Source organism: Sulfitobacter sp. GN1-4, assembly GCF_055693825.1.
The window spans coordinates 965,912-991,873 of record NZ_JBVFUQ010000003.1 but is presented as its reverse complement, the minus strand read 5'-3'; the positions used below and the strand labels follow the sequence as shown (position 1 = coordinate 991,873).

Genomic DNA, 25,962 nt, shown 5'->3' with positions numbered 1-25,962 from the left:
ATTAAACGCAACGAACAGAAATCTATTCGAATTCAAAGGCTTTAACGGCCCTGTTTGGTGCGTTGATTTGCGGGTTGATCAATACTTGCGTGAGAGAAGCAGCGAGTTCTATCTCATCAGGTGTCACAGGCGAACCCGGCAAATCGCTTATGCATAACCACCGCCTCAAAACAAAAAAGCCCCGCGCAATCGCGCAGGGCTTTCTTAATCTCATATCCCGGTGGGATTATTCGTCGCCCTTCAGCGCTGCGCCCAAGATATCGCCCAGGGATGCGCCGGAGTCGGAGGAACCGTACTGTTCAACCGCTTCCTTCTCTTCCGCGATTTCGCGGGCTTTGATGGAAACGCCCAGACGGTGCGCCTTGGCATCGACGTTGGTGATGCGCACATCAACCTTGTCGCCAACAGAGAAACGCTCTGGGCGCTGCTCGGCACGGTCACGGGACAGATCGGAGCGGCGGATGAAGGATTTCATACCTTCGTATTCCACTTCGATGCCGCCATCTTCGATGGCTGTCACGTTCACGGTCACGATGGAACCGCGCTTGATGCCGCCGGTGGCTTCGGCGAACTTGTCACCGCCCACACCTTTGATGGAGAGCGAGATGCGCTCTTTCTCAACGTCGACTTCAGAAACAACGGCCTGAACCAGATCGCCTTTGCGGTAGTCCTGGATCGCCTCTTCGCCGCGCTGATCCCAGCTGAGGTCGGAGAGGTGTACCATGCCGTCGATGTCGCCTGGCAGACCCACGAACAGACCGAATTCGGTGATGTTCTTGACCTCGCCCTCGACCTCTGTGCCCTCGGGGTGGCTTTCGGCAAAGACTTCCCATGGGTTGCGCATTGTCTGCTTGAGACCCAGGGACACGCGGCGCTTGGCACCGTCGATTTCCAGCACCATGACTTCCACTTCCTGAGAGGTGGAGACGATTTTGCCGGGGTGTACGTTTTTCTTGGTCCAAGACATCTCAGAGACGTGCACCAGACCTTCAACACCTGGCTCCAGCTCAACAAAGGCACCGTAATCGGTGATGTTGGTCACGCGGCCTGTGTGGGTGGATTCCAGTGGGTACTTCGCAGCAACCAGATCCCATGGATCTTCCTGCAGCTGCTTCATGCCCAAGGAGATGCGGTGTGTCTCTTTGTTGATCTTGATGACCTGCACCTTGATCGTCTCACCGATCGTCAGGATCTCAGACGGGTGGTTCACGCGACGCCATGCCATGTCGGTGACGTGCAGCAGGCCGTCAACACCGCCCAGATCCACAAAGGCACCGTATTCGGTGATGTTCTTGACCACACCGTCGACGGTCTGACCTTCGGTGAGGTTGCCGATCACTTCGGCACGCTGTTCGGCGCGGGATTCCTCAAGGATCGCACGGCGCGACACCACGATGTTGCCACGACGACGGTCCATTTTCAGAACCTGGAATGGCTGCTTAAGACCCATCAATGGGCCCGCATCGCGCACGGGGCGCACATCAACCTGAGAGCCAGGCAAGAAGGCCACGGCACCGCCCAGGTCGACGGTAAAGCCACCTTTGACACGGCCAAAGATCGCGCCTTCGACACGCTCTTCTGCAGCATAGGCTTTTTCGAGACGGTCCCAGGCTTCTTCGCGGCGGGCCATTTCACGTGAGATGACCGCTTCGCCGCGGGCGTTCTCAACTTGGCGCAAGAAGACTTCAACTTCGTCGCCAACTTCGATCTTGGGCGCTTCGCCCGGATCGGCAAATTCTTTCAGCTCAACGCGGCCTTCCATTTTGTAGCCTACGTCGATGATGGCTTGGCCCGCTTCGATCGCGATAACCTTACCTTTAACAACGGACCCCTCTTCGGGTGTGTCCATTTCGAAGCTTTCATTGAGGAGCGCTTCAAACTCTTCCATCATGTTTGCCATATGGCGTTCAGTATCCTTATCAAATGTGTCTGGCCGTGCGGTTGTCTCCGCCGGTCTTGGAGGTGAATTGGTCCCGTGTGACAGACCCACTTGATGCAAAAAGAAGAAGGGCCGGATAAAACCGACCCTGCTCAGATGTGCATCTCGTGACTTATATCCGTCGCGTAGACGGGAGGCGTATAGGCCAGATACCCCATGCCCGCAAGGGTTTTGGTGAGGTGATCTGTGACAGGCGCGGTTTTGCGCCGGGCGCTTTGGCAATTGCCGCTAAATTCCGGGCCGCGCGTTGGTCTCTTCCACCCCAATGCCTGCCAGCTTTTTAAAGCGCGCCGCATGGGCCGCGCGCTCTTTCATCGGCAGGACTTCGTCCAGCTGGCTGAAATCACCGGCACATCGGTCTTCGGCCATCTGCATGATGGCATCGGGCCCACCTGCGCTGCGATTGGCCAAGGTCACGGCATTCGCCATGGGCCGCACTTCGCCCTCATAGCTAAGCGCCGCCGCGTGCCCCGCCCCCTGATCCTTGATCGCAGCCCCCAGGATACGGGCATCCAGAATGGCCTGGCTCGCCCCGCTTGAGCCCACTGGATAGGTTGCATGTGCCGCATCCCCGATCAGCGTCACCGCGCCGTCGGTCCAACACGCGACGGGTTCGCGGTCCACCATGGGGTATTCATAGACCGCATCAGCCCCTGCAATCAGGTCGGGGATATTGATCCAGTTAAACTGCCAATCCGCAAAAGCCGATGCAAAACGCCCTGTTCCCACCAAGCGGTTCCAATCCCCCTTCACCACATGGGCCGCGGGATCAACGCGCTGCTCGGCAATCCAGTTGATCACTGCAGCACCGCTTAGCGGGTCGGCAGGTGTGATGGGATAGGCCACAAAACGTTGCGTGTCGTGCCCGGCCAGGATCATGGACGCGCCGCTGAGAAAGGGGGCATCCGGGTTGTGCCACGCCACATGATGGCACCGCCCCAAACGGGCGGACCTTCGTCTGGATACATCTGCGCCCGCAGGGCTGAGTGTATGCCGTCCGCCCCGATCAGCATCTTACCTGCGATGTCACGGGGGCCCGCCGCCCCCTCAATGTGTGCCACAACGCCGTCAGCGCTCAAGCGGTAGCTGGTGACCGGCGCACCGAAGGTGACACAGCCCGCACCGGCCCGCGCGCGCAATGCTGCCAACAGCGCCATCTGCAACTGGCCACGGTGCACAGAATACTGCGGCCAATGATAGCCGGCGTGCCGTCCTCTGGGTTCGGTCCAGATCTCAACGCCCGTGCGGGTGTAGAAACCATAATCACGGGTCTGCACCCCGATGCGCGCCAGATCTTCTTCCAGGCCCAGCGCAAACAACGCGCGTACCGCGGGCGGCTGCAGGTTGATCCCCACCCCAAGCGGTTGGGGGCTGCGCACCCTTTCAAAGATGTGAAACGGCACGTCGTGCTGATGCAGCGTCAGCCCAAGGACCAGCCCCGCAATCCCGCCGCCTGCGATCAGAACGGTCATCTGACCAGACCGCGCAGGCTCATAACGCCTCACCCTTTTTGCGCAGCTCTTCGAGCAGCTCCAGATACAACCGGTTGCTGTCCCCGCCGCCAAAGATCGCGCCGCCACCGGTGTAGCCTGTGCCATAGGTCTTGGCCACGGTCACGGTTTGCACCAAACCTGACAGGAACTGATCTTTTTCCAAGGGCGACAGCGGGTGGATAAACACGCCCCAAAGCCGTCCATTGGCCACGGCATAGCGCGCATCCAAAGCGGCATCGAAATTGGCCTGCATCATCCGCATCAGATCATTGGGCGTCAGCCCCTCAGCGCTGGCAATTGGCACCATGGCGCGCATCCGGTCGGCGCGTGGATCGGCGATCACGATCACTGGGATATCCTGAAGGGTGAATTCCAACGTCGGACCCCGGGCAATCACCTCAGGATCAATGGCCTGCACGATCTGCGCCAGCCGGATCATGGTCATCGGCGGCTCAGCGCCTTTGGGCGCTTCTTCCTCGGGCGCGCCCGTCTGGGGCTGCGTGTCCTGCGGAACGGGAGCCGTTTCTTGCGCGCAAGCCGCGGCCGCCCCCATCATCAACACCAAGCTTAGAACACGGATCATCCACCAACCTCCCTTTATGCGTCAAACGCACACTGACTTGCCCGCTATCTTGCCCCCTTTGCCCGCCCCGGCCAAATCAATTCCTTGGGATGATGGGGAAAAGACCGTTTCGCGCAGGCAACGTGCGCTGAGCTTAGGGTTTATTCATCCCACCGGGCGATACCTTCGCCTCGGTTAACCACGCTGCGATGTGACGGTCGTAGCACCAGATGTCCTTGGGCCTTCGGCCTACCTGAGCTGTGCACGCGCTCGGTTGCTCCGGGCTCAGGCTTGGACCTCCCTTCGGGGCGGCGCCGCTCTTTTTCCAGCCGAGGGTTCCCTCAGCTTCTCAGTTTAGGAAACCGCATCCCGCTTGGCCGCAATCAGGGCCACAGCGGCTGCAACTGCTGCCTCAATGCTTAGATCCGACGTGTCGATTTCCACCGCGTCCGCCGCCGGTTTCAGCGGCGCATCCGCGCGGCCCATGTCGCGGGCATCGCGTGCCTCAACGTCGGCCAATACCTCTTCAAACGTTGTGGCGACCCCCTTGCCCGTCAGCTCGGCAAAGCGGCGTTCTGCCCGCACGCGGGGCTGGGCTGTTACGAACAATTTCACCTCAGCTTGGGGGCAGATGACTGTCCCGATGTCGCGCCCGTCCAGCACTGCGCCGCCTGCACGCGCGGCAAAGCTGCGCTGAAAATCCACCAGGGCCGCGCGCACTTCCGCAATCACCGCCACCTGGCTTGCCGCCTGCGCCACCTCGGGTGTGCGCAGATCGTCCCCTTCCAGGTCTTCGGCACAAAGCGCCTGTGCGGCGGCAATCGGCTCAGCCCCTTGCAGCACCTTTGCCCCGACCGCCCGATACAAAAGGCCCGTGTCCAGATGAGCAAAGCCGAAATGCGCGGCGACTTCCTTGGAAATCGTGCCTTTGCCTGCGGCGGCTGGGCCGTCAATTGCTACTGTGAAAGGCTGCATGTTCACCCCTGCCCTTTTCGTGCCCGCCGCGCCGCAATCGCACATCCTGCCAACAGCAGCATGCCAAAGCCCAGCGTCAGCCACTTTAACTGCGTCAACCGGCTGGCCGCCGCGACCAAGGCGGCATCGCCACCCCCGCCAGACAAAATGCCCGCCACCCGCGCGTTTTCTTGCAGATCAGCCCAGACATACAGCACCGGCACTGCCAGGATCGCGATCCTGGCAAGCAACGACAGATCCAAGCTGCTGAGCCACAAGGCCCCCACAAGCGTCAGCCCCAGCACAATCGGGAACACGGTATCCAACTGACGGAAAGGCCCCAGGTAAAGCGCGCGCGCATCGGGGCTGAGCACGCTCAGATAGGCCTCAGCCGCGGCCAGGTCATAACCCATGACCCGACTGTCAAAGATCAGCGCGCCGCCCGGTTCCAACCAACCTTTGGATAAGATGGCCAAGACGGCAAAGAGAGCCGCGCTTAACGTGGCCAGCAAAATGACCAGGCGCTTCACCGGTTGTCCCGGCGCATGCTGGCCCCAAGGGCCGACATCAGCGGTTCAAAGATCGGGAACGACGTGGCAATGGGCCCGCCATCATCCACCTGTACCGGCTTTTGCGTGGCCATCCCTAAGATCAGAAAGGACATCGCGATGCGGTGATCCAACTGGCTGGCACAGAGCCCACCGCCCGGCACGTTGCCGTGCCCCAAGCCGGTGACCGCCCACCAGTCAGGCCCCTCATCGACGGTGATGCCGTTGGCGCGCAGACCCTTGGCCATCGCGTCAATGCGGTCGCTTTCCTTGACCCGCAGCTCTTTCACGCCCGCCATCATTGTTTGACCTTGGGCATATGCGGCCACAACAGACAGCACCGGATATTCATCAATCATCGATGCCGCACGCGCGGGCGGCACTTCGATGCCTTTCAGATCAGGAGAGAAGCGCGCGCGCAGATCCGCCACCGGCTCTCCGCCTTCTTCGCGCTCATTTTCATAGGTCAGATCGGCCCCCATTTCGCGCAGCGTGGTGAACAAGCCCGCGCGCGTCGGGTTCAGGCCGATCCCCGGCACCAAGACATCAGATCCCGGCACAATCAGGGCCGCACAGACGGGGAAAGCCGCAGACGACGGATCACGTGGCACCTCAATGTGCTGCGGTTTCAGCTCAGGCTGACCTGTCAGCGTAATTTCGCGCCCCGCATCGGTTTCGCTGACTGAGATCTCAGCGCCAAAGCCTGCCAACATCCGCTCCGTATGATCGCGGGTGGCTTCAGCCTCCACCACGATGGTCTGTCCGGGCGCATTCAGGCCCGCCAACAGAACCGCTGATTTCACCTGGGCAGAGGGGACAGGCACCACATACCGCACGGGCAAAGGCTCTGCCGCGCCTACGAGCGTCATTGGCAGCCGCCCCCGGCGCGCCCGACCGCCTGACAGCCGAATGCGCCCAGCGGATCAGTGACCCGCGCCATGGGGCGGCCATTCAGGCTGGCATCGCCGGTGAACGTCGCGGTGATCGGAGAGGTCGCCATCGCCCCCATGATCAACCGCACACCGGTGCCTGAGTTGCCGCAATCAATCACGTTTTGGGGTTCGGCAAATCCGCCCACGCCCACGCCATGCACGGACCAGCGCCCGCCGCCATGATCGGTTACCTCAGCGCCAAAGGCGCGCATGGCCTTGGCCGTATCCAGCACATCTTGGCCCTCCAGCAGGCCTTCGATGGTGGTTTCGCCAACGGCCATCGCGCCCAGAATGAGCGATCTGTGGGAAATCGACTTGTCCCCCGGCACATCTGCCGTCCCCTTCAGCGGCCCCGAGGCCGATGAGGTCATTGGAATGGGCGCACCATGGCTTGACATAAGGGGGTCCTTTCACATCTCCGCGCCTGCTTCTAGCTCAGCCCCCACCGGGCTCCAACCCAGAAATGGGAGCGCAAACATCTTACGGCTTTGGCGCGAACGGAATATCGACGTCCTGAGGGGTCTGTGGACAGCTGGGTGCCAGACCCGTGCGTCCCTAGTCCGCCAGTCTGCGGAATGTCAGATAATGCGGCACGCGGCCTTCGCGCAGGGCCTTTTGTTCATAGCGCGTGGACAGCCAATCGTCCCAGGGCCCGCGCCAATCCTGCGGCCTTTCGGCCAGCCATTCAAAGCCAAAGCGCGGCACCTCTTGTAGGGTTTGGCGCACGTAATCTTCGATATCCGTGGCCACCCGAAAGATCGCACCGGGTTTCAAGGCCCGCGCCAAGGGCACTAGGTGTTCTTCGGTCACAAAGCGGCGGCGGTGATGGCGCGCCTTGGGCCAGGGATCAGGGTACAGCAAAAATGCCCGGTCAAGCGAGGCGGGGGGCAAAACATCCATCAGATCCCGCGCATCGCCGGGATGCACCGCGACGTTTTGCACGCCCGCGCGGCGGATCTTGCCCAGCAGCATCGCCACCCCGTTGATGTAGGGTTCACACCCGATGATCCCGACATCTGGGTGCGTGGCCGCCTGATGGACCATATGTTCACCGCCGCCAAAGCCCACTTCCAGCCAAACCGGCTTGCCCTCAAACAGCGCATCCAGATCCAAGGGCGTGCGCGTGGGGTTCTCTTCCCAGCTGACCGGACCGGGGGACAGCCCAGCGAGGTCTTCTGCGATATACGTCTTTTGGGAGGTCTTCAGGCTTTTGCCTTTCAGACGGCCATAAAAATTGCGGTGGGGACGGTCCGGGGTGCTCATGGCCGCGCTTTACCCTGCGGGGTGCCGCCCTGCAATGGGCTGCGCTTCATCCGGCGTTAATCGCCCGACCCTAACTTGGCCGCACTGCCACGCCTTAAGGACGCCCCATGCCCGCTGCCACCCCCACCGCTTTTCGCAGCCCGCATCGGGCAAAACCATTGCCGGTCTTGATTTTGGACGATGAACGTGTGGACAGGCACCGCTTGGCGCGGTTGTGCTCTGGTCTGCCGTTTCCTTGTGCGTTGACCAATGCCCCAACGCTGGACAGCTTTGCCCAGCATCTGGATGCAGCCCCCTTTGGTCTGATCCTGGTCGATTATGCCCTGCCAGATGGCACCGGGTTGGAGGCCGTTGATATGGTCCGGCTGTGCCCGCAGAACGCCCATGCGCCGGTGGTGATGATCTCGGCCATGGCCGATGACGATGTTCTGGCACAAGCCCGTGCGCGCGGATGCCGGGGGTTTCTGGCCAAGGATGGGCTTTCGAAAGAAGCCTTTGCAGATGCCATCACCGATGCGCTGCCCAGTGGCGATCCGGTAACGCTCAAACCGCGCTACACGCGGTCTGAAACCGCCGCCCTTCTCGCGTTGGTCACAGCGCAAAATGCAGCCCAAAGCAAACCGATGGTCAGCCGCCTGCTGCGTCAGCTCAGGCTGTTGCGCAGCCGCAGCGATGTGGTTTCACAAACTGAGTTGCAGGCGTTGGAAGAGCATTGCCTGACACTTTGGAACCACATCTCAGCGCTGGAACAGACGGAGGGTGCCGCACTTCTGGAACAGCTTGCGCAGGAGCAGCCGCATCTGCTGGGGCACAAAGCGAACCGCCCGCCCTCGCCCTTCGCCCGGCGCAACTGATGGTCTTGGGGTGTGGCGGATTGGGCTAAACCGGAGGGTGCGTGGCGCAGCGGCCAAATGCCGCCGGGTCTAAACAGGGTTGCACGCAGCCTTCGCATGCTGAGCTTGGCGGGACGCGAGATTTAGTCGGTGACAACGCCTGCGGCCAGCAGTACCGCGCGGTAGGGGAACCACATGCCGGTGTCCGGCTTGCGGATGCTTTGCACAGCAAACTCCGCATCCACCCCCCGCGCGATCATATAGGCCAAGCGTGTATAGGTTTCTGTCTGGGTATCCTCATAAAACCATTCGGCGAAATCAAAGGGCGTGTCCCAGTCCCGCCCTTCCTTGTGATCGTCATAATAGGACTGGATCGAACTGGCCGACCAAGACAGTTGGTGAAAGCCCAACCGCGCCCCGCGGGCAAGCGTGCGCTTGGTGCCGCCCAAAAAGACCGTCACACAGGAGCTTTCGCAATAATCCTCAACATGGGTGTCCAGCTCAAAATCAATCACGAGGCTGGCCAGATCCATCGCCGGATAATGACCACCGCCGCCTGATTTTAGCTCAAGCACACGGATGCCGGGATTGTCCCGCAACAGATCACGGATAGCTGTCACATCGGGGGAGCGGATGTCACGGTCTTCGCCGTCCACCGGCACCGATGTGTCAAAGATCAGCCGGTCATCCGCGATTACATAGCGATCCGCCTGTGCAGGCAGCGCAATCGCGCAAAGCGCGGCTGTCAGGGCGGCAAGAAAGATCCGGCCACCCTGCATGGTCTTACACCGCCGCTTTCAGCTGATCGGCAAGGTCCGTCTTTTCCCAAGAGAACCCGCCATCGGCATCTGGCGCGCGGCCAAAGTGGCCGTAGGCCGCTGTGCGCTGATAGATCGGCTTGTTCAGCTGCAGATGTTCGCGAATGCCACGCGGGGTCAGGCTCATCACCTTGCGGATCGCCTGCTCAACCGCCGCGTCTTCGACTTGGCCGGTGCCAAAGGTGTCGCAATAGATCGACAGTGGCTCGCTCACCCCGATGGCATAGCTGAGCTGGATGGTGCATTTGTCTGCCATACCGGCCGCAACCACGTTCTTGGCCAGATAGCGCGCCGCATAAGCGGCGGAGCGGTCAACTTTGGTCGGGTCTTTGCCCGAAAACGCGCCGCCCCCATGCGGGGCCGCGCCGCCATAGGTGTCCACGATGATCTTACGCCCAGTCAGGCCCGCGTCCCCGTCGGGGCCGCCAATCACGAACTTGCCTGTGGGGTTCACATGCCAGGCGGTGTCATCGCTGATCCAGCCTGCGGGCAGCACTTCACGGATATAGGGTTCAACGATGGCGCGGATGTCATCGCTGGTCTGGTCTTCGCTCTCGTGCTGGGTGGAGAGCACGATGGAGGTCACGCCCACCGGTTTGCCGCCTTCATAGCGCACGCTGAGCTGGCTTTTAGCATCGGGGCGCAGCGTCGGCTCGGTGCCGTCTTTACGCACCTCGGCCAAACGGCGCAGGATGGCGTGGGCATAATGGATGGGTGCCGGCATCAGATGCTCTGTCTCATTGGTGGCATAGCCAAACATGATGCCCTGATCGCCTGCGCCCTCATCCTTGTTCTCAGCCGCATCGACGCCCTGCGCGATATGCGCGGATTGTTCGTGCAGCAGGTTGGTGATCTCACAGGTGGCGTGGTGGAACTTGTCCTGCTCATAGCCGATGTCTTTGATGCAGGCGCGCGCAATGTCCTCAATCTTGTCCATATACTGGGCAAGCTTGGCCTGATCGCTCAGCCCGACTTCCCCCCCAATGACCACACGGTTTGTGGTGGCAAAGGTCTCTGCGGCGACGCGGGCTTCGGGCTCTTCTGACAGGAAAGCATCCAGCACAGCATCGGAGATACGGTCACAGACCTTATCTGGGTGGCCCTCCGAGACGGACTCGGAAGTGAAAACGTAATTCTGTCGGGACATAAATGCTCCAATAAAAGATGACGTGTCACGCCAGGAAGCCGTTGTGACACCAGTCCCGCAGCCTTAGCCTTAGGCCCGGTTGGGGTCAATCGAAACCCGCCTTGCGCGCACCATCGCGGCACCAAGCGCGACCAACATTAGAACCGCGAATGGCAGGTCTCCGGTGCGGCTGTAGAGCGTTGGGGGCAAGGGTGCGGGCAGGGGCGCGTCCAGAAACCCCGCTTCGTTCAGGGGGATGAAGGACACCAGACGACCGTAGGGATCAATCATCGCAGAAACGCCAGTGTTCGCCGCACGCGCCAGCGGCAGGCCCTGCTCAATCGCGCGCATCCGCGCTTGCGCCAGATGCTGAAGCGGTCCTGCCCCTTTGCCAAACCACGCGTCATTGGTGATCTGGATCAGAAAATCGGGGCGTGCCTGCCCGGCAAAGGCGTCATGGGCAAAGACCGCCTCATAGCAGATCAGAGGCAAAGCGCGCCCCAAAGCCCCAAATTCCAAAAGCTTGGGGCCCGGTCCGGCAGAATACCCGCCGGGCAAACGTTCAGCCAAACCAAAGACGCCGTAGCGGTTAAGCAGGTCTGCAAAGGGCACGTATTCGCCAAAAGGCACCAGGTGGTGTTTGTCATAGGTCTGATCGACCTGGCCTGCCTGATCCAACACCACAAGGGAGTTGTAGAACGCGCCATCCTCTGCCCGCTGCACCCCCAGCGCCACAGGCGTCTCGCCACCCGCCTGCGCGATTTCTTGCAAGGCACCGCCCGCGTAGTCCAACCGCCAAGGGATCGCCGTTTCAGACCACAGCACAAGGTCCGGCCCTGCCCCGCCCGCCAGCGGCACCTCAGCGGTCAGAGCGAGGTGCCGGTCAAAGAACATCGGTATCTTATCAGGATCCCATTTGTCGCGCTGGGTGGCGTTGGGTTGCACCAGCCTGATGGTGTGATCCGTCAGCGCTGCCTCTGGCATCATCGGCGGGAACAACACCCCCAGCAGACCAAAAAGCAGCACACCATATTGCAGCACCCTTTGAGGCGCGGTGCGGGCGACAAAGCCCAGGGCGACAGCCACCGCCATCATCCCCACGTTCAGCGCATAGGGGCCGACCAAGGCCAGACCTTGCCCCGCCAAGACATCCACAAAGGCCTGCGCCGGCATGGCCCAGGGAAAGCCCGTAAAGATATAGGCGCGGATCAGCTCAGCGGCGGGCAGGCACAGGATCAGCGGCCAGGCGCGGTGCCAGTCCAACAGGCGCGCAAGGCCAAAAGCCGCACCCCAGAAAAGCGCCAACCCAGCGGCCAGAAACACCACCGCAAAGGGGGCCATCCAGCCATGGGTGGCCACATCGACCAAAAAGGGAGAGACGATCCACTGCAGCGTATGCGCGAAATAACCCGCCCCAAAGGCCCAGCCCAAGGCGGCCGCCTGCCGGGGCGTGCGCGCAAAACGGTAGAGAAAGACGCAAACGATGAAGGCGATGACCAGAACGATCGGCTGGTCATAAGGCGCCTGCCCAAACCCTGCTAAGGCACCCAGCCCAGCCGCCAGGGCCAGCCGCCGCCAGCCCGACAGCCCCGATATCACCCGTTGGCCCCGACCGTGCGCACCCGCAGCCGTTTGATGCTGCGCGGATCTGCGTCCACCACTTCAAATTCCGGGCCATCGGGGTGCAAGACCACCTCGCCGCGGGCAGGCACCCGGCCCGACAGCATAAAGACCAGCCCCCCCAGCGTATCGATTTCCTCTTCGTCGACATCCTCATGGGCGGTCAGCGAATGGCCGATCTCAGCCTCAAAATCCTCAAGCGGGGTCTTGGCCAGTGCCAGATAGGTGCCGGGCTTTTCCACCTGCCAGAACGTGCCTTCGTCCTGGTCGTGTTCATCTTCAATCTCACCAATGACCTGTTCGATCAGGTCTTCGATGGTCACCAGCCCATCAACGCCGCCGTATTCATCAATCACCAGCGCCATGTGCAGCCGTTCCGTCTGCATCTTGGTCAGCAGCACACCAATGCTCATGCTGGGGGGCACAAAAAGCAAAGGACGCAGAATAACGCTGAGGTCAAAGTCCTTGGGTTTGCCGTTAAAGCCATGGCTCAGTGCCAGATCCTTGAGGTGGGCCATGCCCACCGGCGTGTCCAACGTGCCGTCATAGACCGGCAAACGGGTCAAACCGCTTTCCTTAAAGACACTCACCAGCTCATCCAGATCCGCCGTCAGCGGGACCGCAACGATATCCGCTTTGGGAATGGCCACATCGTCCACGCGCATCCGCCGTAGATTCATCATGCCACGCGCCGACACGCGGTCCACCGCGGGAGGTGTGAACTCTGTTCCTGAAGGGGTGTCACCAGGGCTCAACGCCCCAATCACACGTGAGAAAAAGCCGCTTCGCTTGGCATCGCCTTCCAGCGGCTTTGTTATGTGTTCATCCGTTTGCGCGCTCTGCGCCGCTTCAGATGATCCGTCCGTGTCGCCCATTTCGTCCTGTGCACGTGATGCGGCCTGGCCGCTAATGATCTCTATATGGGTCATCCAACCCCATTTTGCCAAGTATTTTGCGCTCTAATCCTTCCATCAGGGCGGCATCTTGCTCTGTTTCGTGATCATAGCCCAACAAATGTAACGTGCCGTGAACGATCAGATGGGTCACATGGTCCGCCAAAGGCTTGTCTGCGGCCTGCGCTTCGCGCGCGCAGGTGTCAAAGGCGATGGCGATATCGCCCAGTTCGATGAACCCATCCAGCCCCACCTCAGCGGGCTGTGGCGCGCCCCCGGGCGTCACAGCCGCGCGTTCATCACTTGGCCAGCTCAGGACATTGGTGGGCGTGGGCTTGGCCCGGAAATCGGCGTTTAGCGCGGCGATACGCGCATCGTCACAGGCCAACAGACTGATCTCAGATATCTGCGGATCAAGGCCGCAATCGGTGAGCGTGGCCACAATGGCGCGCAGGGCCAGATCCGCAAAGCCATGGGTGTCCCAGCGGCTGTCTTCTATCGCGATGTCGAGCATGTCCATGGCGGCGCGTTTCACCCGTTTCTACCGCGCCAAAGCAAAATCAGCCGGTTTCTCCATCCGCCTCATACGCCTCAATGATCGCGGCAACCAGAGGGTGACGGACCACATCCTTGGAGGTGAAGTAGTTAAAGCTGATCTTGGGAATGTCCCTGAGCAGACGCTCAGCCTCAGCCAGGCCGGATTGCACGCCGCGCGGCAAGTCAATCTGGGTCCGGTCGCCGGTGATCACCATGCGTGATCCTTCGCCCAGACGGGTCAGAAACATCTTCATCTGCATGGTGGTGGCATTCTGCGCCTCATCCAGCACGACAAAGGCATTAGACAGCGTGCGTCCGCGCATAAAGGCCAAGGGCGCAATTTCTATGCGCTTTTCTTCGCGTAGTTTTGTGACCTGCTTGCCCGGCAAGAAATCATTCAGCGCGTCGTAAAGCGGCTGCATATAGGGATCGACCTTTTCATCCTGCGTGCCGGGCAGAAAGCCCAGCTTTTCGCCCGCCTCAACCGCAGGGCGCGCCAGGATGATCCGGTCCACCTGACCGTTGAGGAACATCGACACGCCAACTGCCACCGCCAGATAGGTCTTGCCGGTGCCTGCCGGGCCAATGCCAAAGGCCATCTCATTTTCAAAAAGCGCTTTCACATAGGCCTTTTGTGCAGCTGTACGCGGCTCCACCCGCTTTTTGCGGGTGTGGATTTCAACCGTGTCGCCGATGGCCATCTCAATCTGATCGCCAGCCCGCACGCCTGTGTCCTGATCAGAGCCGCCCATGCGCAAAAGGCTTTCGACCTCAGCCTGTTCCACCTGGCGTCCGCTTTCCAGCCGGGCGTAAAGCGTGTTAAGCACATGCGCCGCCTGCGTCCCTGCATCCGCGTCACCCAGCACCGACAACTGATTGCCCCGGCGAATGATCTGCACCTCAAGCGCCTTTTCGATGGTCGCCAGATGCGCGTCATAGGCACCGCACAGATCAATCAACAGACGGTTGTCGGGGTATTCAAGCACAACGGGGTCCGCCACAGGAACGGTTGTCATCAGGTCGCTTGGGGGCAAGGAAGGCTCCTTTTGTTGAAGGCTGCTGGACTAAGATAGGGGTTCAAATTGGACTGCACACCCCCCGACGCAAAACGGGCCGGGATGTGAAACACCCCGGCCCGGTTATGCAAATGTCTTTGCGCAAGATCAGTTGGGATCCCGCAGGCTTGAGCCGCCTTTGAAATCGCCGACCGTCTGTGTGGGCGGGGCGACACCGGAACACACCGGCTTGCCGTATTTATCTAGACGGGCAGACAGGTAACCTTCGACGCCATCGTCGATGATCCAGTGGTCACAACCGTTGGGATCCACCCAAATGCCCGCCTGAAGCTGGCTGAGGTGTTTGGCGTCAAACCCGCCGTCGCGTGATTTATCGGCATCCAGACCACGCCCGAATTGTTCGTAATCTGCGCAGGCGGCCAGACCGAGGGATGAGACCAAGCCCAAAATGAGTGTTGCTGAGCGCATGTGACGTCTCCCTAGCGGATGCAGATGATTTCAACGCGGCGGTTCTTGGCCATGCCTGCCGCGGTGTTGTTTGCCGCCGCTGGCTGCCGTTCGCCGTAGCCGCGCACGTCTGCGATTTTTGCACCATTGGCCACGGCGACGGACGCCACTGCGTTGGCACGGTTCAGGCTCAGACGCATGTTGTAAGCGTCAGAGGCCCGGCTATCGGTGTGGCCCGTGATGATATAGGAAATGGCGCTTGTGGTCTGAAAGAACTCCGCCAGCCGCGCTTTGCCCGCCTTGCTGATGCGCGCCGAGTTGGAGGCAAAGTACTGATCGGATTTCATCACACCGCAGACATTGCCGCGCCGGCACACCGGAATGCCCTGCCGGTTCACATGCGGGGTCATAAAGCCTTCGGCCCCGTCATCCATCACCCAATGCTCACACCCATCGGGGTCCACCCAGATGGTTGGGATATAGCGGCCGCCATCGCGCCCTTCCTGAGATTTGGTCTGTGCCTCAGCCCAGTTGGGCGACACCGCCAAGGGCAAAGCCACTGCCGCCGCCAAAAACACACCCGACACGATGCGGAAAGCCTTGGAGAGACGCTCTCTCATTACAAATTTCATATCTTCCCCCACAAAAACACCTGCGCAGCAGTGATGGGTGGCAGCCCATCAACATATGGGCAGGATAGGGAATATTTTCCGGTCTGTGAAGCGCTGATATCTACATTTAGTGGATATATGCGATCTGATTGACGCAAATTTTAGCGGATTAGGCGCATCCCCGCGTCCATGGCCCTGTTCAAAGATGCCGCGCGGTCAAGGAATTGGCCTGCGAGGCAACAATCCGAACACGGGCGATATCGCCCACCTCAGCCACCGCATCGTCAATATGCACGGCGTGCAGATACTCAGACTTGCCCAGCATCTGCCCCGGCAACCGCCCCTTCCGCTCTACCAGCACCGAAAGCTCGCGGCCCACCATATCTTCTTGAATTTCACGCTGGTGGCGGGTGATCAACGCTTGCAGCCGCTGCAACCGCTCATCGGCGATGTCTGCATCAACCGTCGCGCGCTCAGCCGCGGGCGTGCCCGGGCGTGCGGAATATTTGAACGAATAGGCATAGCCGTAGCGGACCGCCTCAACCAAAGCCATCGTCGCCTCAAAATCGGCATCGCTTTCTTCGGGAAAACCCACGATGAAATCACCCGACATCACAATGTCAGGCCGTGCCGCGCGAATACGCTCAATAAGCTTAAGATAGCTTTCCGCCGTGTGGCTGCGGTTCATCCGCTTGAGAATATGATCGGAGCCTGACTGCACCGGCAAATGCAGGTACGGCATCAGCTCAGCCACTTCCCCATGGGCCGCAATCAGATCATCGTCCATATCATTGGGATGGCTCGTGGTGTAGCGGATCCGCTCCAACCCATCGACTTTCGCCAAATCTCGGATCAAGCCCCCCAGTCCTTTGTCATGCCCGTGATAGGCATTCACGTTCTGCCCCAGCAGCGTGATCTCACGCACGCCGCGCTCCACCAGATCACGCGCCTCAGCCATCACACGGTCGGCTGGCCGGCTCACCTCAGCACCGCGCGTATAGGGGACCACGCAAAAGGCACAGAATTTATCGCAGCCTTCCTGCACGGTCAAAAACGCCGCTGGCGCACGTTTGGCCTTGGGCCGCGCCTTGAGGTGATCGAATTTATCTTCTTCAGGAAAATCCGTATCCAACGCCTTTTTACCAGAGCGCGCCTTGGCCTCCAGCTCTGGCAGGCGGTGATAGCTTTGCGGCCCCACAACCAGGTCCACCATGGGCTGGCGGCGGATGATCTCTTCGCCTTCTGCCTGGGCCACACATCCCGCGACACCGATCTTCAAATCCGGCTTTGCCGCCTTCAGCCCCTTGTACCGCCCCAGCTCGGAATAGACCTTTTCCGCCGCCTTTTCACGGATGTGACAGGTGTTCAGCAGGATCATGTCCGCGTCATCAGGCGTCTGCGTCTCAACATAGCCCTGACCGCCCATTGCCTCGGCCATACGCTCACTGTCATAGACATTCATCTGACAGCCATAGGTCTTGATAAAGAGCTTCTTGGGCGCAGTCATAGCAGGTTCCAGCGGTTGAAAGGATCACCGCTGCCTCTATCAGGGCACCCTCAGGCTTGCAATGCGGATTGAATTAACCGAATCTGTGCAAAATTCTACTAAAGCTGAGCACGAATGCAGTACCCAAGCCTCACCCGCATGCTGGAAGGCGCGCGCCCACAGTTGGCCAAAGGCCCTGTTGCGGTGATCCTTTGCGAAGACGATGTGGAGATTGCCACAACCCTGCGCCATCACCAGCAGATGGGATTTTCAGCCGTCATTGCCCTGATGCCCCCGGTGTTTGAGCTGCCACCCGATCTGGCCCCCAGCATCATCCGGGTGGATTACGACACCTCTGAGGACGGCGCGATGGAACGGGCGATCAACACACTGATCGACCCGCTAGAAGGTCTGTGGATCTATTACTGCTACAACGCTGAGTATTTCTTCTTTCCGTTCAGCGAAACCCGCAACATCATCGAGATGATCAGCTTTCACAGCGAAGAACGCCGCGACGCGATGCTGGCCTATGTGATTGACCTTTACGCCGATGATCTGGCCCGCCATCCCAATGCGGTCTCTTTGGATTACGCCCATATGGACAGATCGGGCTATTACGCGCTGGCCCGGCAAGACGCTGAGAACAACAATCATCCCAAGGAACGCCAACTTGATTTCTTCGGTGGGCTACGCTGGCGCTACGAAGAACATGTGCCCGCCACACGGCGCAAGATCGACAGGATCCCGCTCTTTAAGGCCAAGCGCGGCCTGCGCCTGCGCTGGGATCACACATTCTCAGAGGAAGAGTACAACACTTACGCCTGCCCCTGGCATCACAACATCACCTCCGCCATCTGTTCGTTCCGCACGGCCAAAGCGCTCAAATCCAACGCCGGCAGCACCTTTCACATCGAAAGCTTCAAATGGCACAACTCCGCGCCCTTTGAATGGCATTCGCGCCAGTTGCTGGATCTGGGCCTGATGGAACCGGGTCAGTGGTTCTGAGGGGCTTCATCTTTCCAACTACACCTCCGGGGGGTCGGCCCACCGGGCCGACGGGGCAGCGCCCCTCATAAGAAAATCACGGCGCAACGCTCAGCCGCGTTCGGCTTCCTCAATTTTGCTGTCGAGTTCTTCAACCTCTTCCTCCAACCGCCCCTTCAGCTTCAAGACCGCGCGCATCAGTGCCTGAACCTCTTTGCCGTCCTTTGCCGCTTTGAGCTCTTTTTTCATCTTGGTGGCGGCGGTTTTGACATCTTTCTCCAGTGCAATCAGCGGCTTCATCAACGGGTCGAGCTTTTTTAAGGCCTGCTTGGCAGGCTTCAGCTCACCCTCCTCCACCGCCTGAAGGCCGGTCGCGCAATAGGCGCGCACTTTCTTCTCCGTCACCTTCAAAAGCTTCACGGTCTTCTTGCGGCCCTCCTTGGCCAAAGAGGGCGGGAATTCCTTGGGCGTGACCGATTCCACCGCCTGGCGCACAATCGCATCCGTTGCCCGCTGCACGTTGGCGCCGTACATCACCACATGGCTTTGCAACTTGCCAAAAAGCCCCGCCGCCTTTTTCAACTCAGGCAGCGCGCGCTTGGCTTCTTGCAACGTGGCGGCGGCCTTCATATCCGACATGCCTCCTGACTTTTTCAGCTCTTTTTCCACCAGCGCGATGCGTTTGGCCAATGCGGTTTCCAGGGCCTTCGCCTCTGCATGGAAATCATCGAACTCTTTGACGGCGTCCGCATGCACTTTCAGGGCCGCTTGCCACTGCTTATAGGGTTTGGCCACATCGCTGTGCTTGACGAAATCAGCCGAACGCTTGCCTGCAACACCACTGCTTGAGGCTTTGATGACCCCCTCTTTCATCACGTCTTCTGCCGCCCAGGTCTTATCCAGATTGGCAAGCAGCGCTTTGCGCTTCTTTTCGCCCTCGGCGACGGACAGCTCTTTCAACCGCTTCTGGGTGGCTTTGAAATCCTTGATGAATTTGTCGGCTTCCTTGCCCATGGCGCACCTTTCCGCTGACCTAACGTTAAGGACAGCCTAAGGGCACCTGTGGGTTTTAGGCAATTTTTTTCCCGCGCAGACAATTGCGACACGACCATGCCCCAAGTCTTGGCTGAGTAACGTCAGCCGCTCAGGGCGCGGTCCACAGCACCGGGAACCAATCCTCGCGCAGCTTTTGTCCAGGCGTCATGTCATGGCCGGGATAGGGCGGCGATGTGGGACCCGGTCTTTCGACATAGCGGGCGTCATCCCCGACAAGCCGCAGCGAAAACGCGCGGCGGCGCTGTTGAGACGTGTTGCCCCGCGCCCCGTGCAGAATGCCGTAGTGGAAGGCGACGGCGTCCCCCGGCTCCATCGCCCATTCGCGGATGTCCATGCCTTCGGCATCGGGATCAGGCACAGGCATATAGGGGGCGGGATCAAAGAAGGGTTCGTTCTTGGCCCAGCGCGTTGGCAGCACCGGTTTTTCCCAAAGGTGTGATCCCGCGACGCAGCGCAAACCGGCATCCGTGACCGGATCCAGCGGCGACCAAAAGCTGATCGTTTGGCGCCCTTGCACAAAATAATATGGCCCATCCTGATGCCAGGGCGTGGCCATAGATGTGCCCGGCTCCTTGACCAAGACGTGGTCATGGAAAAGCTGCGCGGTCTGGCTTTGCATCAGCTCTGCGGCCACCTGCGCTGCGGGCGAAGTGCTGATCACCTGCTCAAACGCTGCGATCCGGGGCCAGTTGCAGTAGTCATCGAAAAAGCGCCCGGTCTCACCGGCTTTTTCGTTGTTGGAGGCATAGGGTCCGGGAGTGTCCATGTTTTCGGCCACGCCAGCCCGCAGGGTTTTGACGTGGTTTGCAAACAGCCCTTTGATCAGCACAACTCCGTCGCGCTGATAGGTGTCGATATCGTCTTGGGTGATCAGAGGATGCGGCATGGCCCGCCTAAGCCCTGCGCGTCAGGTGCGGCGGAGGCGGATAACCACATCCACGCTGGCAATCTCAGCCCCGTCGGGTGCGTCGGGCAAAGAGGAAATCACCAGCTCATCTGACGGCGCATCGGTCAGGCGACCTTCGTCTTCCCAAAAGAAATGCGGATGATCATGGGTATTGGTGTCAAAATAGCTTTTTGACCCATCTACCGTCACTTCTTGCAGCAGACCTGCGTCACAAAAGGCGCGCAGCGTGTTATAGACCGTGGCCAGCGACACGGCGTCTCCCTGCCCCTTGGCCGCCTCAAAAAGGCTTTCCGCTGTGACATGCCGATGCTGGCCGTCCCCAACCAGCAAGCTGGCGAGGGTCACCCTTTGGCGGGTCGGTCGCACCCCGGCGGCCTCCAGCCAACGTGTGCCAGTTTCCTGATGTGTCTGCGTCATGGAACACTCCATTGCGTCAATGTTTCTAATATAGGGTGCTTTGCGACCCATTTTCAAACGGAAAACGCAACTATCATGGGGGCAAACCAGCCTGCTGTGGTGCCAGAGGCCCACCAGCACCGCCCCGCGTGATGCGCACGCCCAGCCAGGCAGGCCATAAAGGGGCGCAATTGAGGCCATTGCAACCCGCCACCGCAAGGCCCCCTTGCAGTGACAGGGTTGCTTGGTTAGACCGCTGCAACCCATTCGATCCCTCAGGAGCACATCATGGCCGACTTTCCCACCAGCTTTGACAAGGACGGATTGCTAAAGTGCGCCCGGGGTGAGCTTTTTGGCCCTGGCAACGCCCAGCTGCCCGCTCCCCCTATGCTGATGATGGACCGGATCACCGATGTTTCCGCAGATGGCGGCGCGCATGGCAAAGGGCACATCACAGCAGAATTCGATATCACGCCTGAGTTGTGGTTCTTTGACTGCCACTTCCCTGGCAACCCAATCATGCCGGGGTGCCTTGGCCTGGATGGCCTGTGGCAGCTTACGGGCTTTAACCTGGGCTGGCGTGGCTGGCAGGGACGCGGCTATGCGCTTGGTGTGGGCGAAGTGAAGCTGACCGGGATGGTCCGGCCCGACCGCAAGATGCTGACATACAAGATTGACTTCACCAAAGCGATCCAGACCCGCCGCCTGACCATGGGTGTCGCGGACGGCATTGTAGAGGCTGATGGCGAAGTGATCTATCAGGTCAAGGACATGAAGGTCGCGCTGAGCGAGAGTTAACGCCTGCCTTGGGGCCAGGTCGCTGGCCCCTTGGATCAAAACCCCATCCGGCCCTCACGTGTTTTGCAAAACCGGCCTAGCCCGCGAAATCCGTGATCACGGCTGTTCCCGGTGACGTCGGCCCCTGCATCGCGCGCAGCTCAGCTGAGGCCCCGGACAGCCCAATCTCCCGCGCGACCATGGGTGAGATGTCCACAGCCCCCCGTTCGATCATGTCCAGCAACGTAGGGTATTTCCAGGCGGGCATCCCCCGCGTGCCGAAGACTGATAGTTGCTTGGCATAAATCGCCCGCATGTTCAGCTTGGCCCAGCCATCGCCCGCGGGCATGCCCACATGCACATGCCGCCCTAAGGTCGCCAAACACTCAAGCGATGCGTTTGTCGTGGCTTCAATCCCCAAAGCCTCAACCGAGACATGCGCGCCGCCTTTGGTAATCTCTCGGATCGCCTCAGCGGCGTTGACCTGCGCGGCGTTGACCGTTGCATCCGCCCCGTGGGCTCGGGCATGGGCCAGCTTTTCCTCAACAATATCGACGACCACGACCTGCGCGCCCAGCATCTTGGCCAAGAGCAACGTGGCAAGCCCGATGCCGCCCGTGCCATGTACCGCAACCCATTCGCCAGCGCGCACCGCTGCGCGGTCGGTGATCGCATGCCAGGCGGTTGTCACGCGGCACCCCAACCCTGCTGCCAGCGCAGGCGTGATCGCGTCGGGTAAATGCACAAGGTTGTGGTCAAACGGCACGGCCACATATTCCGCATAGGCCCCCGGCGCGCCGAACCCCGGCACAACAGAGTGTTCGCAGGTATTGGACACCCCCGAATGGCAGGCAGAGCAGTCGCCGCAGGCCAGAATGAACGGCGCAATCAGCCGGTCGCCGATCTGATGTTTCGCCTTGCGGCCCGCCGCGACCACTGTGCCGCAGTATTCATGGCCCAGAATATCGCCCGGCCCCACTTTGGGGTGGTGCCCCGTCCAGCCGTGAAAATCGGACCGGCACACGCCACAGGCCTCTACCTGCAACACCACGCCGTTGTCCGGGCATGCGGGATCCGGGACGGTTTGCACGTTCAGATCCTGTTCAAAGGCATCGATCACGGCCGCGCGCATCTCTGCTCCCCCTTTGTTGTTTTCTCCCAACCGGTATCCTGAGGCGAGGCCCGGCAATTTTCAACTGCTGAGTGCCCTGCAAAAGCCCACGCACCTTGACATCCCCATGGCCGCACCCGCAAAGACAGGCAAACGCGTGCGATGGCAATCCCTTCAGCATTGTGTTGCACGCGGCAGAGGGAATGGCCTAACTACTGCCTAGGAAATCAAAGGAGTGCGCCTATGCGCCGCGTCGTGGTGACGGGACGGGGGATCGTCTCATCCATTGGGAACAATGCCGCTGAGGTCACAGCCTCGCTTAAGGCTGGGCAAAGCGGGATTGAGGCCAGTGCCGAAATGGCCGAGCACGGGTTCCGCAGCCAGATCGCGGGCACGCTCAAAATAGATGTGTCTGAACACATCGACAAACGCACGTTGCGCTTTATGGGGCCTGGGGCGGCCTATGCTTATATCGCCATGGCAGAGGCCATTGCAGATGCAGGCTTGGGCGAAGAGATGATCTCAAACCCGCGCACCGGGTTGATCGCAGGTTCTGGCGGGCCGTCCACCTCAGCGATGAAAACCGCGCATGACACGGTGGACAAGACCGGCGCGACCAAGCGCATCGGGCCATTTGCAGTGCCCAAGTGCATGTCATCCACGATATCTGCCAACCTCAGCACCGCCTATAAGATCAAGGGCATCAACTATTCCATCACCTCTGCCTGCTCCACCTCGTTGCATTGCATCGGGTCGGCGGCTGAGCAGATCATGCTGGGTAAGCAGGACGTGATGTTTGCGGGCGGCGGCGAAGAGCTGGACTGGACGCTGTCGTGTCTTTTTGACGCCATGGGCGCGATGAGCAGCAAGTACAACGACACGCCAGAGCGCGCCAGCCGCGCCTTTGACGCAGACCGCGACGGGTTTGTCATCACCGGCGGCGGCGGCATCGTGGTGCTGGAAGAGCTGGAGCATGCGCTGGCGCGTGGGGCCACGATTTATGCTGAGGTCACGGGCTTTGCCGCCACATCAGATGGGCACGACATGGTGGCCCCATCAGGCGAAGGTGGCCAACGCGCGATGGAGCTGGCCCTGGCCACCCTGCCTGAGGGGCGCAGCGTGAGCTATATCAACGCCCATGGCACCTCGACCCCTGTAGGGGATGTGGGTGAGATTGAGGCGGTGCGCCGGGTCTTTGGCCAGGGCAGCACGCCGCCAGTGAGTTCGACCAAAAGCATGACAGGCCACGGCCAAGGGGCCGCTGGGGCGATGGAGGCGATCTTTTGTTTGTTGATGCTGGAGCATGATTTCATCACGCCCTCCATCAACGTCGAAACGCTTGATCCCAACCTCGACCCCGCTGAAATCGCGACCGCATTGGTTGAGAATGCAGGCCTCGATTCCGTGATGACCAACTCCTTTGGGTTTGGCGGCACCAACGGCTCAATGATCTTGTCGAAATATCAAGGGTAGGACACGCTATGTCTGATCTGCTCAAAGGAAAGCGCGGCCTGATCATGGGCGTGGCCAACGAACGCTCCATCGCTTGGGGCATTGCCAAGGCCATGGCAGAGGCCGGTGCAGAGCTCGCCTTCACCTATCAGGGGGAGGCCTTTGGATCACGTCTGAAACCGCTCGCGGAAAGCGTTGGTTCGGATTTCATGGTCGATGTGGATGTGACCGATGACGCATCCTTGGATGCAGCCTTTGAGGCGTTGGGCGCGCGGTGGCCCAGCATTGATTTTGTGGTTCATGCGATTGCCTTTTCCGACAAGACCGAATTGACGGGGCGGTTTTTGAACACCAGCCGCGCGAACTTTAAGCATTCCATGGATATCTCCGCCTATAGCTTCATCGAAGTGGCCCGCAGGGCGCATCCTTTGATGGTGGAGAACGGCGGCACCTTGATGACGCTGACCTATCAGGGGTCAAACCGGGTTGTGCCCAATTACAATGTGATGGGCGTGGCCAAGGCGGCATTGGAGTCAGCCACCCGCTATTTGGCCAATGATCTGGGCCCTGAGGGCATTCGCGTGAACGCCATTTCCCCCGGCCCGATGAAGACCCTGGCCGGTGCGGCCATTGGCGGCGCGCGCAAGACCTATAAGCACACCGATCAAAACGCGCCGATGCGCTCTAATGCGACCTTGGAAGCGGTGGGGGGTACGGCGGTATATCTGGCCTCTGATGCCGGCGCTTGCACCACCGGCGAGATCATTCGCGTGGATGGTGGTTTTCATGTGCTGGGGATGCCGCAGCCTGATCACCTCTGACGGGGTTTGTTGTGGGCGTTGCCAGGCGCGGACCGCAGGTGTTGCGGGTGTGGTGCAGGTGGCATTTGAGTTTTAGTGGAAAGATGAAGCGCGGGGATGTGGCCGCCCGGCTCTGTTGCGCGTGGTGCAGGCGGGGTTAGAGCGGGGGCGTTTGCCACAGCCAGATTTTGAGACCGCCGTGTGCGACGGGCGGGCCTTTGGGCTGCCAGGGCAGGCCCGTGGCCTTGGCCAGCGACGGCTCTGAGGTGACAAGCCCCACGCGCCAGCCTTTGAAATGCGTTTTCATGGTGTCGCCAAAACTGCCGTAGAGCGCGTAGAGCAGTTTCTTGTTGCCCACCCGGGCGCCGTAGGGCGGGTTAACGATGACAAGGCCCGGCGCGCCCTCTGGCGGGCGCACTTCCGAGGCGCCGTGGCAGGCAAATTGCGTCCAGCCTGCAATGCCTGCGCGGTCTGCGTTGGCGGCGGCCATTTGCACAGCGCCCTGATCCCTGTCGGATCCAAAGAACCGCAGCTGGGGTGTTTGCGGCGCTGGATCCTGTGGCAATGCCGCAAAGGCGGTGGGATCAAAGCTTGCCAGATCCTCAAAGGCGAAGCGGCGGCTGCGGCCGGGGGTCAGGCCTGCTGCGATCTCAGCCGCCTCAATCGGAAAGGTGCCAGAGCCGCACATCGGGTCCACCAGCTGTTGTGTGCCGTCAAAACCCATCTGGCGCAGAAAGAGTGCTGCCAGGTTTTCGCGCATCGGCGCTTTGCCCACTGCCTCTTTATGGCCACGTTTGTGCAGCGCCTCGCCAGATGTATCGAGGCTGATGGTGACCTGATTGTCCAGGATGCGCACCTTGATCACCAGAGCTGCGTCTGCGGCCAACGTCATGCCGTGGCTGTCCACCAAAGCGGTTTCAATCCGCTGGGTCGCGGCCTTGGCGTGATAGATCTTGGAGGCTTTGCACGTCACCTGCACGCGCACCGGCACATCCCCGCACAGCACCTCAGACCAGGGAAACTTGCGGGCGCGTTTGTCCAGCTGGGCCAGGTGAAAGGCCATAAAACCACCGATACGGGCCAGAATGCGCACCGCGCCGCGCAGCTCCAGATTGGCGCGCCAGACATCAGGCCAGTGGCCCTGGATGCTGACCCCGCCGGGCAGCACCTGCGGATCTGGAAAGCCGCGCGTGACCATTTCATCGCGCAACACAGGCTCCAGCCCGGGGGCGCAAACGGCGAAGATTTCAAAGGGCGGCATGTCTGACATGCCTCCCCCTTACCTGCTTGGCGGCGCGCTGGCGAGGGGGGCTGGGGTTTTGCAAAAGCCGGGCTGCCAGATTTCAAAATTTGCCCGCAACAAAGCCACGAATTGGCCAGAGTTTGCTGCAATCCTACCGC

The 25,962-nt window shown here is 60.6% G+C and carries 26 protein-coding genes, 1 pseudogene and 1 riboswitch; of the genes and pseudogenes, 5 read left to right on the top strand and 22 right to left on the bottom strand.

Annotation, left to right across the window (positions count from 1 at the left end; translation table 11 throughout):
• Positions 1–226: 226 nt before the first annotated feature.
• The 8 genes and pseudogenes from rpsA to trmB form a co-directional block, all read right to left on the bottom strand.
• The gene (rpsA, locus tag ACZ1HM_RS05370; protein ID WP_472741821.1) at positions 227–1,990 is read right to left on the bottom strand and encodes a 30S ribosomal protein S1; all 1,764 of its coding nucleotides are present in this window, start codon (positions 1,988–1,990) and stop codon (positions 227–229) included.
• A gap of 177 nt (positions 1,991–2,167) precedes the next feature.
• Positions 2,168–2,863: an FAD-dependent monooxygenase gene (locus ACZ1HM_RS05365; protein ID WP_472741819.1), complete on the bottom strand. Its 696-nt coding sequence runs from the start codon at positions 2,861–2,863 to the stop codon at positions 2,168–2,170.
• Positions 2,815–3,411, bottom strand: a complete 597-nt coding sequence (locus ACZ1HM_RS05360; RefSeq protein WP_472741817.1) for an FAD-dependent monooxygenase — start codon at positions 3,409–3,411, stop codon at positions 2,815–2,817. Before ACZ1HM_RS05360 ends, ACZ1HM_RS05365 begins: the two co-directional genes overlap by 49 nt.
• 19 nt (positions 3,412–3,430) lie before the next feature.
• Positions 3,431–4,015 (bottom strand): hypothetical protein, encoded by a 585-nt coding sequence (locus ACZ1HM_RS05355; protein WP_472741815.1) that lies wholly within the window; start codon positions 4,013–4,015, stop codon positions 3,431–3,433.
• A 333-nt stretch (positions 4,016–4,348) separates the two neighbouring features.
• The gene (locus ACZ1HM_RS05350; protein ID WP_472741813.1) at positions 4,349–4,969 is read right to left on the bottom strand and encodes a (d)CMP kinase; all 621 of its coding nucleotides are present in this window, start codon (positions 4,967–4,969) and stop codon (positions 4,349–4,351) included.
• Positions 4,970–4,971: 2 nt separating this feature from the next.
• Entirely contained in the window at positions 4,972–5,478 is a 507-nt protein-coding gene (locus ACZ1HM_RS05345; RefSeq protein ID WP_472741811.1) for a hypothetical protein, read from the bottom strand.
• Positions 5,475–6,826 (bottom strand): annotated as a pseudogene (gene aroA, locus ACZ1HM_RS05340) (3-phosphoshikimate 1-carboxyvinyltransferase). The gene ACZ1HM_RS05345 and the pseudogene aroA overlap by 4 nt, the downstream one beginning before the upstream one ends.
• A 157-nt stretch (positions 6,827–6,983) precedes the next feature.
• On the bottom strand, positions 6,984–7,691 hold the full coding sequence (gene trmB / locus ACZ1HM_RS05335) for a tRNA (guanine(46)-N(7))-methyltransferase TrmB (RefSeq protein WP_472741809.1): 708 nt from the start codon (positions 7,689–7,691) through the stop codon (positions 6,984–6,986).
• 107 nt (positions 7,692–7,798) lie between these two features.
• On the opposite strand from trmB, the gene ACZ1HM_RS05330 reads away from it, so the two are divergent.
• Positions 7,799–8,545 carry a response regulator gene (locus ACZ1HM_RS05330; RefSeq protein ID WP_472741807.1) on the top strand — a complete coding sequence of 249 codons (747 nt, stop codon included), beginning with the start codon at positions 7,799–7,801 and terminating at the stop codon, positions 8,543–8,545.
• A gap of 122 nt (positions 8,546–8,667) precedes the next feature.
• On the opposite strand, the gene ACZ1HM_RS05325 is transcribed toward ACZ1HM_RS05330, so the two are convergent.
• From ACZ1HM_RS05325 to miaB, 9 genes are all read right to left on the bottom strand, one after another.
• Entirely contained in the window at positions 8,668–9,303 is a 636-nt protein-coding gene (locus ACZ1HM_RS05325) for a COG3904 family protein (protein WP_472741805.1), read from the bottom strand.
• Positions 9,304–9,307: 4 nt separating this feature from the next.
• Positions 9,308–10,489 (bottom strand): methionine adenosyltransferase, encoded by a 1,182-nt coding sequence (gene metK / locus ACZ1HM_RS05320; protein ID WP_472741803.1) that lies wholly within the window; start codon positions 10,487–10,489, stop codon positions 9,308–9,310.
• Between the two features lie 3 nt (positions 10,490–10,492).
• Positions 10,493–10,542: riboswitch (SAM-SAH riboswitch) on the bottom strand.
• Between the two features lie 16 nt (positions 10,543–10,558).
• Entirely contained in the window at positions 10,559–12,067 is a 1,509-nt protein-coding gene (gene lnt, locus ACZ1HM_RS05315; RefSeq protein ID WP_472741801.1) for an apolipoprotein N-acyltransferase, read from the bottom strand.
• Positions 12,064–12,963 (bottom strand): hemolysin family protein, encoded by a 900-nt coding sequence (locus ACZ1HM_RS05310; RefSeq protein WP_472744570.1) that lies wholly within the window; start codon positions 12,961–12,963, stop codon positions 12,064–12,066. Before ACZ1HM_RS05310 ends, lnt begins: the two co-directional genes overlap by 4 nt.
• Positions 12,964–12,994: 31 nt before the next feature.
• Positions 12,995–13,501, bottom strand: a complete 507-nt coding sequence (gene ybeY, locus ACZ1HM_RS05305) for an rRNA maturation RNase YbeY (protein WP_472744569.1) — start codon at positions 13,499–13,501, stop codon at positions 12,995–12,997.
• A 40-nt stretch (positions 13,502–13,541) separates the two neighbouring features.
• Entirely contained in the window at positions 13,542–14,534 is a 993-nt protein-coding gene (locus ACZ1HM_RS05300; protein ID WP_472744568.1) for a PhoH family protein, read from the bottom strand.
• Between the two features lie 147 nt (positions 14,535–14,681).
• A complete protein-coding gene (locus ACZ1HM_RS05295; protein WP_472741799.1) occupies positions 14,682–15,002 on the bottom strand; it encodes a hypothetical protein in 321 nt (106 codons plus the stop codon).
• Positions 15,003–15,013: 11 nt separating this feature from the next.
• Complete coding sequence (locus ACZ1HM_RS05290; protein ID WP_472741797.1) at positions 15,014–15,613, bottom strand: OmpA family protein; 600 nt, start codon at positions 15,611–15,613, stop codon at positions 15,014–15,016.
• Positions 15,614–15,791: 178 nt separating this feature from the next.
• Positions 15,792–17,099 carry a tRNA (N6-isopentenyl adenosine(37)-C2)-methylthiotransferase MiaB gene (miaB, locus tag ACZ1HM_RS05285; RefSeq protein WP_472741795.1) on the bottom strand — a complete coding sequence of 436 codons (1,308 nt, stop codon included), beginning with the start codon at positions 17,097–17,099 and terminating at the stop codon, positions 15,792–15,794.
• A gap of 114 nt (positions 17,100–17,213) precedes the next feature.
• Here miaB and ACZ1HM_RS05280 point away from each other — a divergent pair, with 114 nt between their 5' ends.
• A complete protein-coding gene (locus tag ACZ1HM_RS05280; protein ID WP_472741793.1) occupies positions 17,214–18,083 on the top strand; it encodes a hypothetical protein in 870 nt (289 codons plus the stop codon).
• 90 nt (positions 18,084–18,173) lie between these two features.
• Here the strand turns inward: ACZ1HM_RS05280 and ACZ1HM_RS05275 are convergent, their stop codons facing one another.
• From ACZ1HM_RS05275 to irrA, 3 genes are all read right to left on the bottom strand, one after another.
• On the bottom strand, positions 18,174–19,076 hold the full coding sequence (locus ACZ1HM_RS05275; protein WP_472741791.1) for a hypothetical protein: 903 nt from the start codon (positions 19,074–19,076) through the stop codon (positions 18,174–18,176).
• A 130-nt stretch (positions 19,077–19,206) separates the two neighbouring features.
• Positions 19,207–20,004, bottom strand: coding sequence for a phytanoyl-CoA dioxygenase family protein (locus ACZ1HM_RS05270; protein ID WP_472741789.1), 798 nt, complete (start codon positions 20,002–20,004; stop codon positions 19,207–19,209).
• Between the two features lie 21 nt (positions 20,005–20,025).
• Positions 20,026–20,442: an iron response transcriptional regulator IrrA gene (gene irrA, locus ACZ1HM_RS05265; RefSeq protein ID WP_472741788.1), complete on the bottom strand. Its 417-nt coding sequence runs from the start codon at positions 20,440–20,442 to the stop codon at positions 20,026–20,028.
• Between the two features lie 267 nt (positions 20,443–20,709).
• Here irrA and fabA point away from each other — a divergent pair, with 267 nt between their 5' ends.
• Entirely contained in the window at positions 20,710–21,219 is a 510-nt protein-coding gene (gene fabA, locus ACZ1HM_RS05260) for a bifunctional 3-hydroxydecanoyl-ACP dehydratase/trans-2-decenoyl-ACP isomerase (protein WP_472741786.1), read from the top strand.
• A gap of 76 nt (positions 21,220–21,295) precedes the next feature.
• On the opposite strand, the gene ACZ1HM_RS05255 is transcribed toward fabA, so the two are convergent.
• Positions 21,296–22,330, bottom strand: a complete 1,035-nt coding sequence (locus ACZ1HM_RS05255; protein WP_472741784.1) for a zinc-dependent alcohol dehydrogenase family protein — start codon at positions 22,328–22,330, stop codon at positions 21,296–21,298.
• A 222-nt stretch (positions 22,331–22,552) separates the two neighbouring features.
• Between ACZ1HM_RS05255 and fabB the strand changes: the two genes are divergently transcribed.
• Positions 22,553–23,782 (top strand): beta-ketoacyl-ACP synthase I, encoded by a 1,230-nt coding sequence (gene fabB, locus ACZ1HM_RS05250; protein WP_472741782.1) that lies wholly within the window; start codon positions 22,553–22,555, stop codon positions 23,780–23,782.
• 8 nt (positions 23,783–23,790) lie between these two features.
• A complete protein-coding gene (locus ACZ1HM_RS05245) occupies positions 23,791–24,582 on the top strand; it encodes an enoyl-ACP reductase FabI (protein WP_472741780.1) in 792 nt (263 codons plus the stop codon).
• Positions 24,583–24,718: 136 nt separating this feature from the next.
• On the opposite strand, the gene ACZ1HM_RS05240 is transcribed toward ACZ1HM_RS05245, so the two are convergent.
• Positions 24,719–25,831 carry a THUMP domain-containing class I SAM-dependent RNA methyltransferase gene (locus tag ACZ1HM_RS05240; RefSeq protein ID WP_472741778.1) on the bottom strand — a complete coding sequence of 371 codons (1,113 nt, stop codon included), beginning with the start codon at positions 25,829–25,831 and terminating at the stop codon, positions 24,719–24,721.
• Positions 25,832–25,962: the final 131 nt, after the last annotated feature.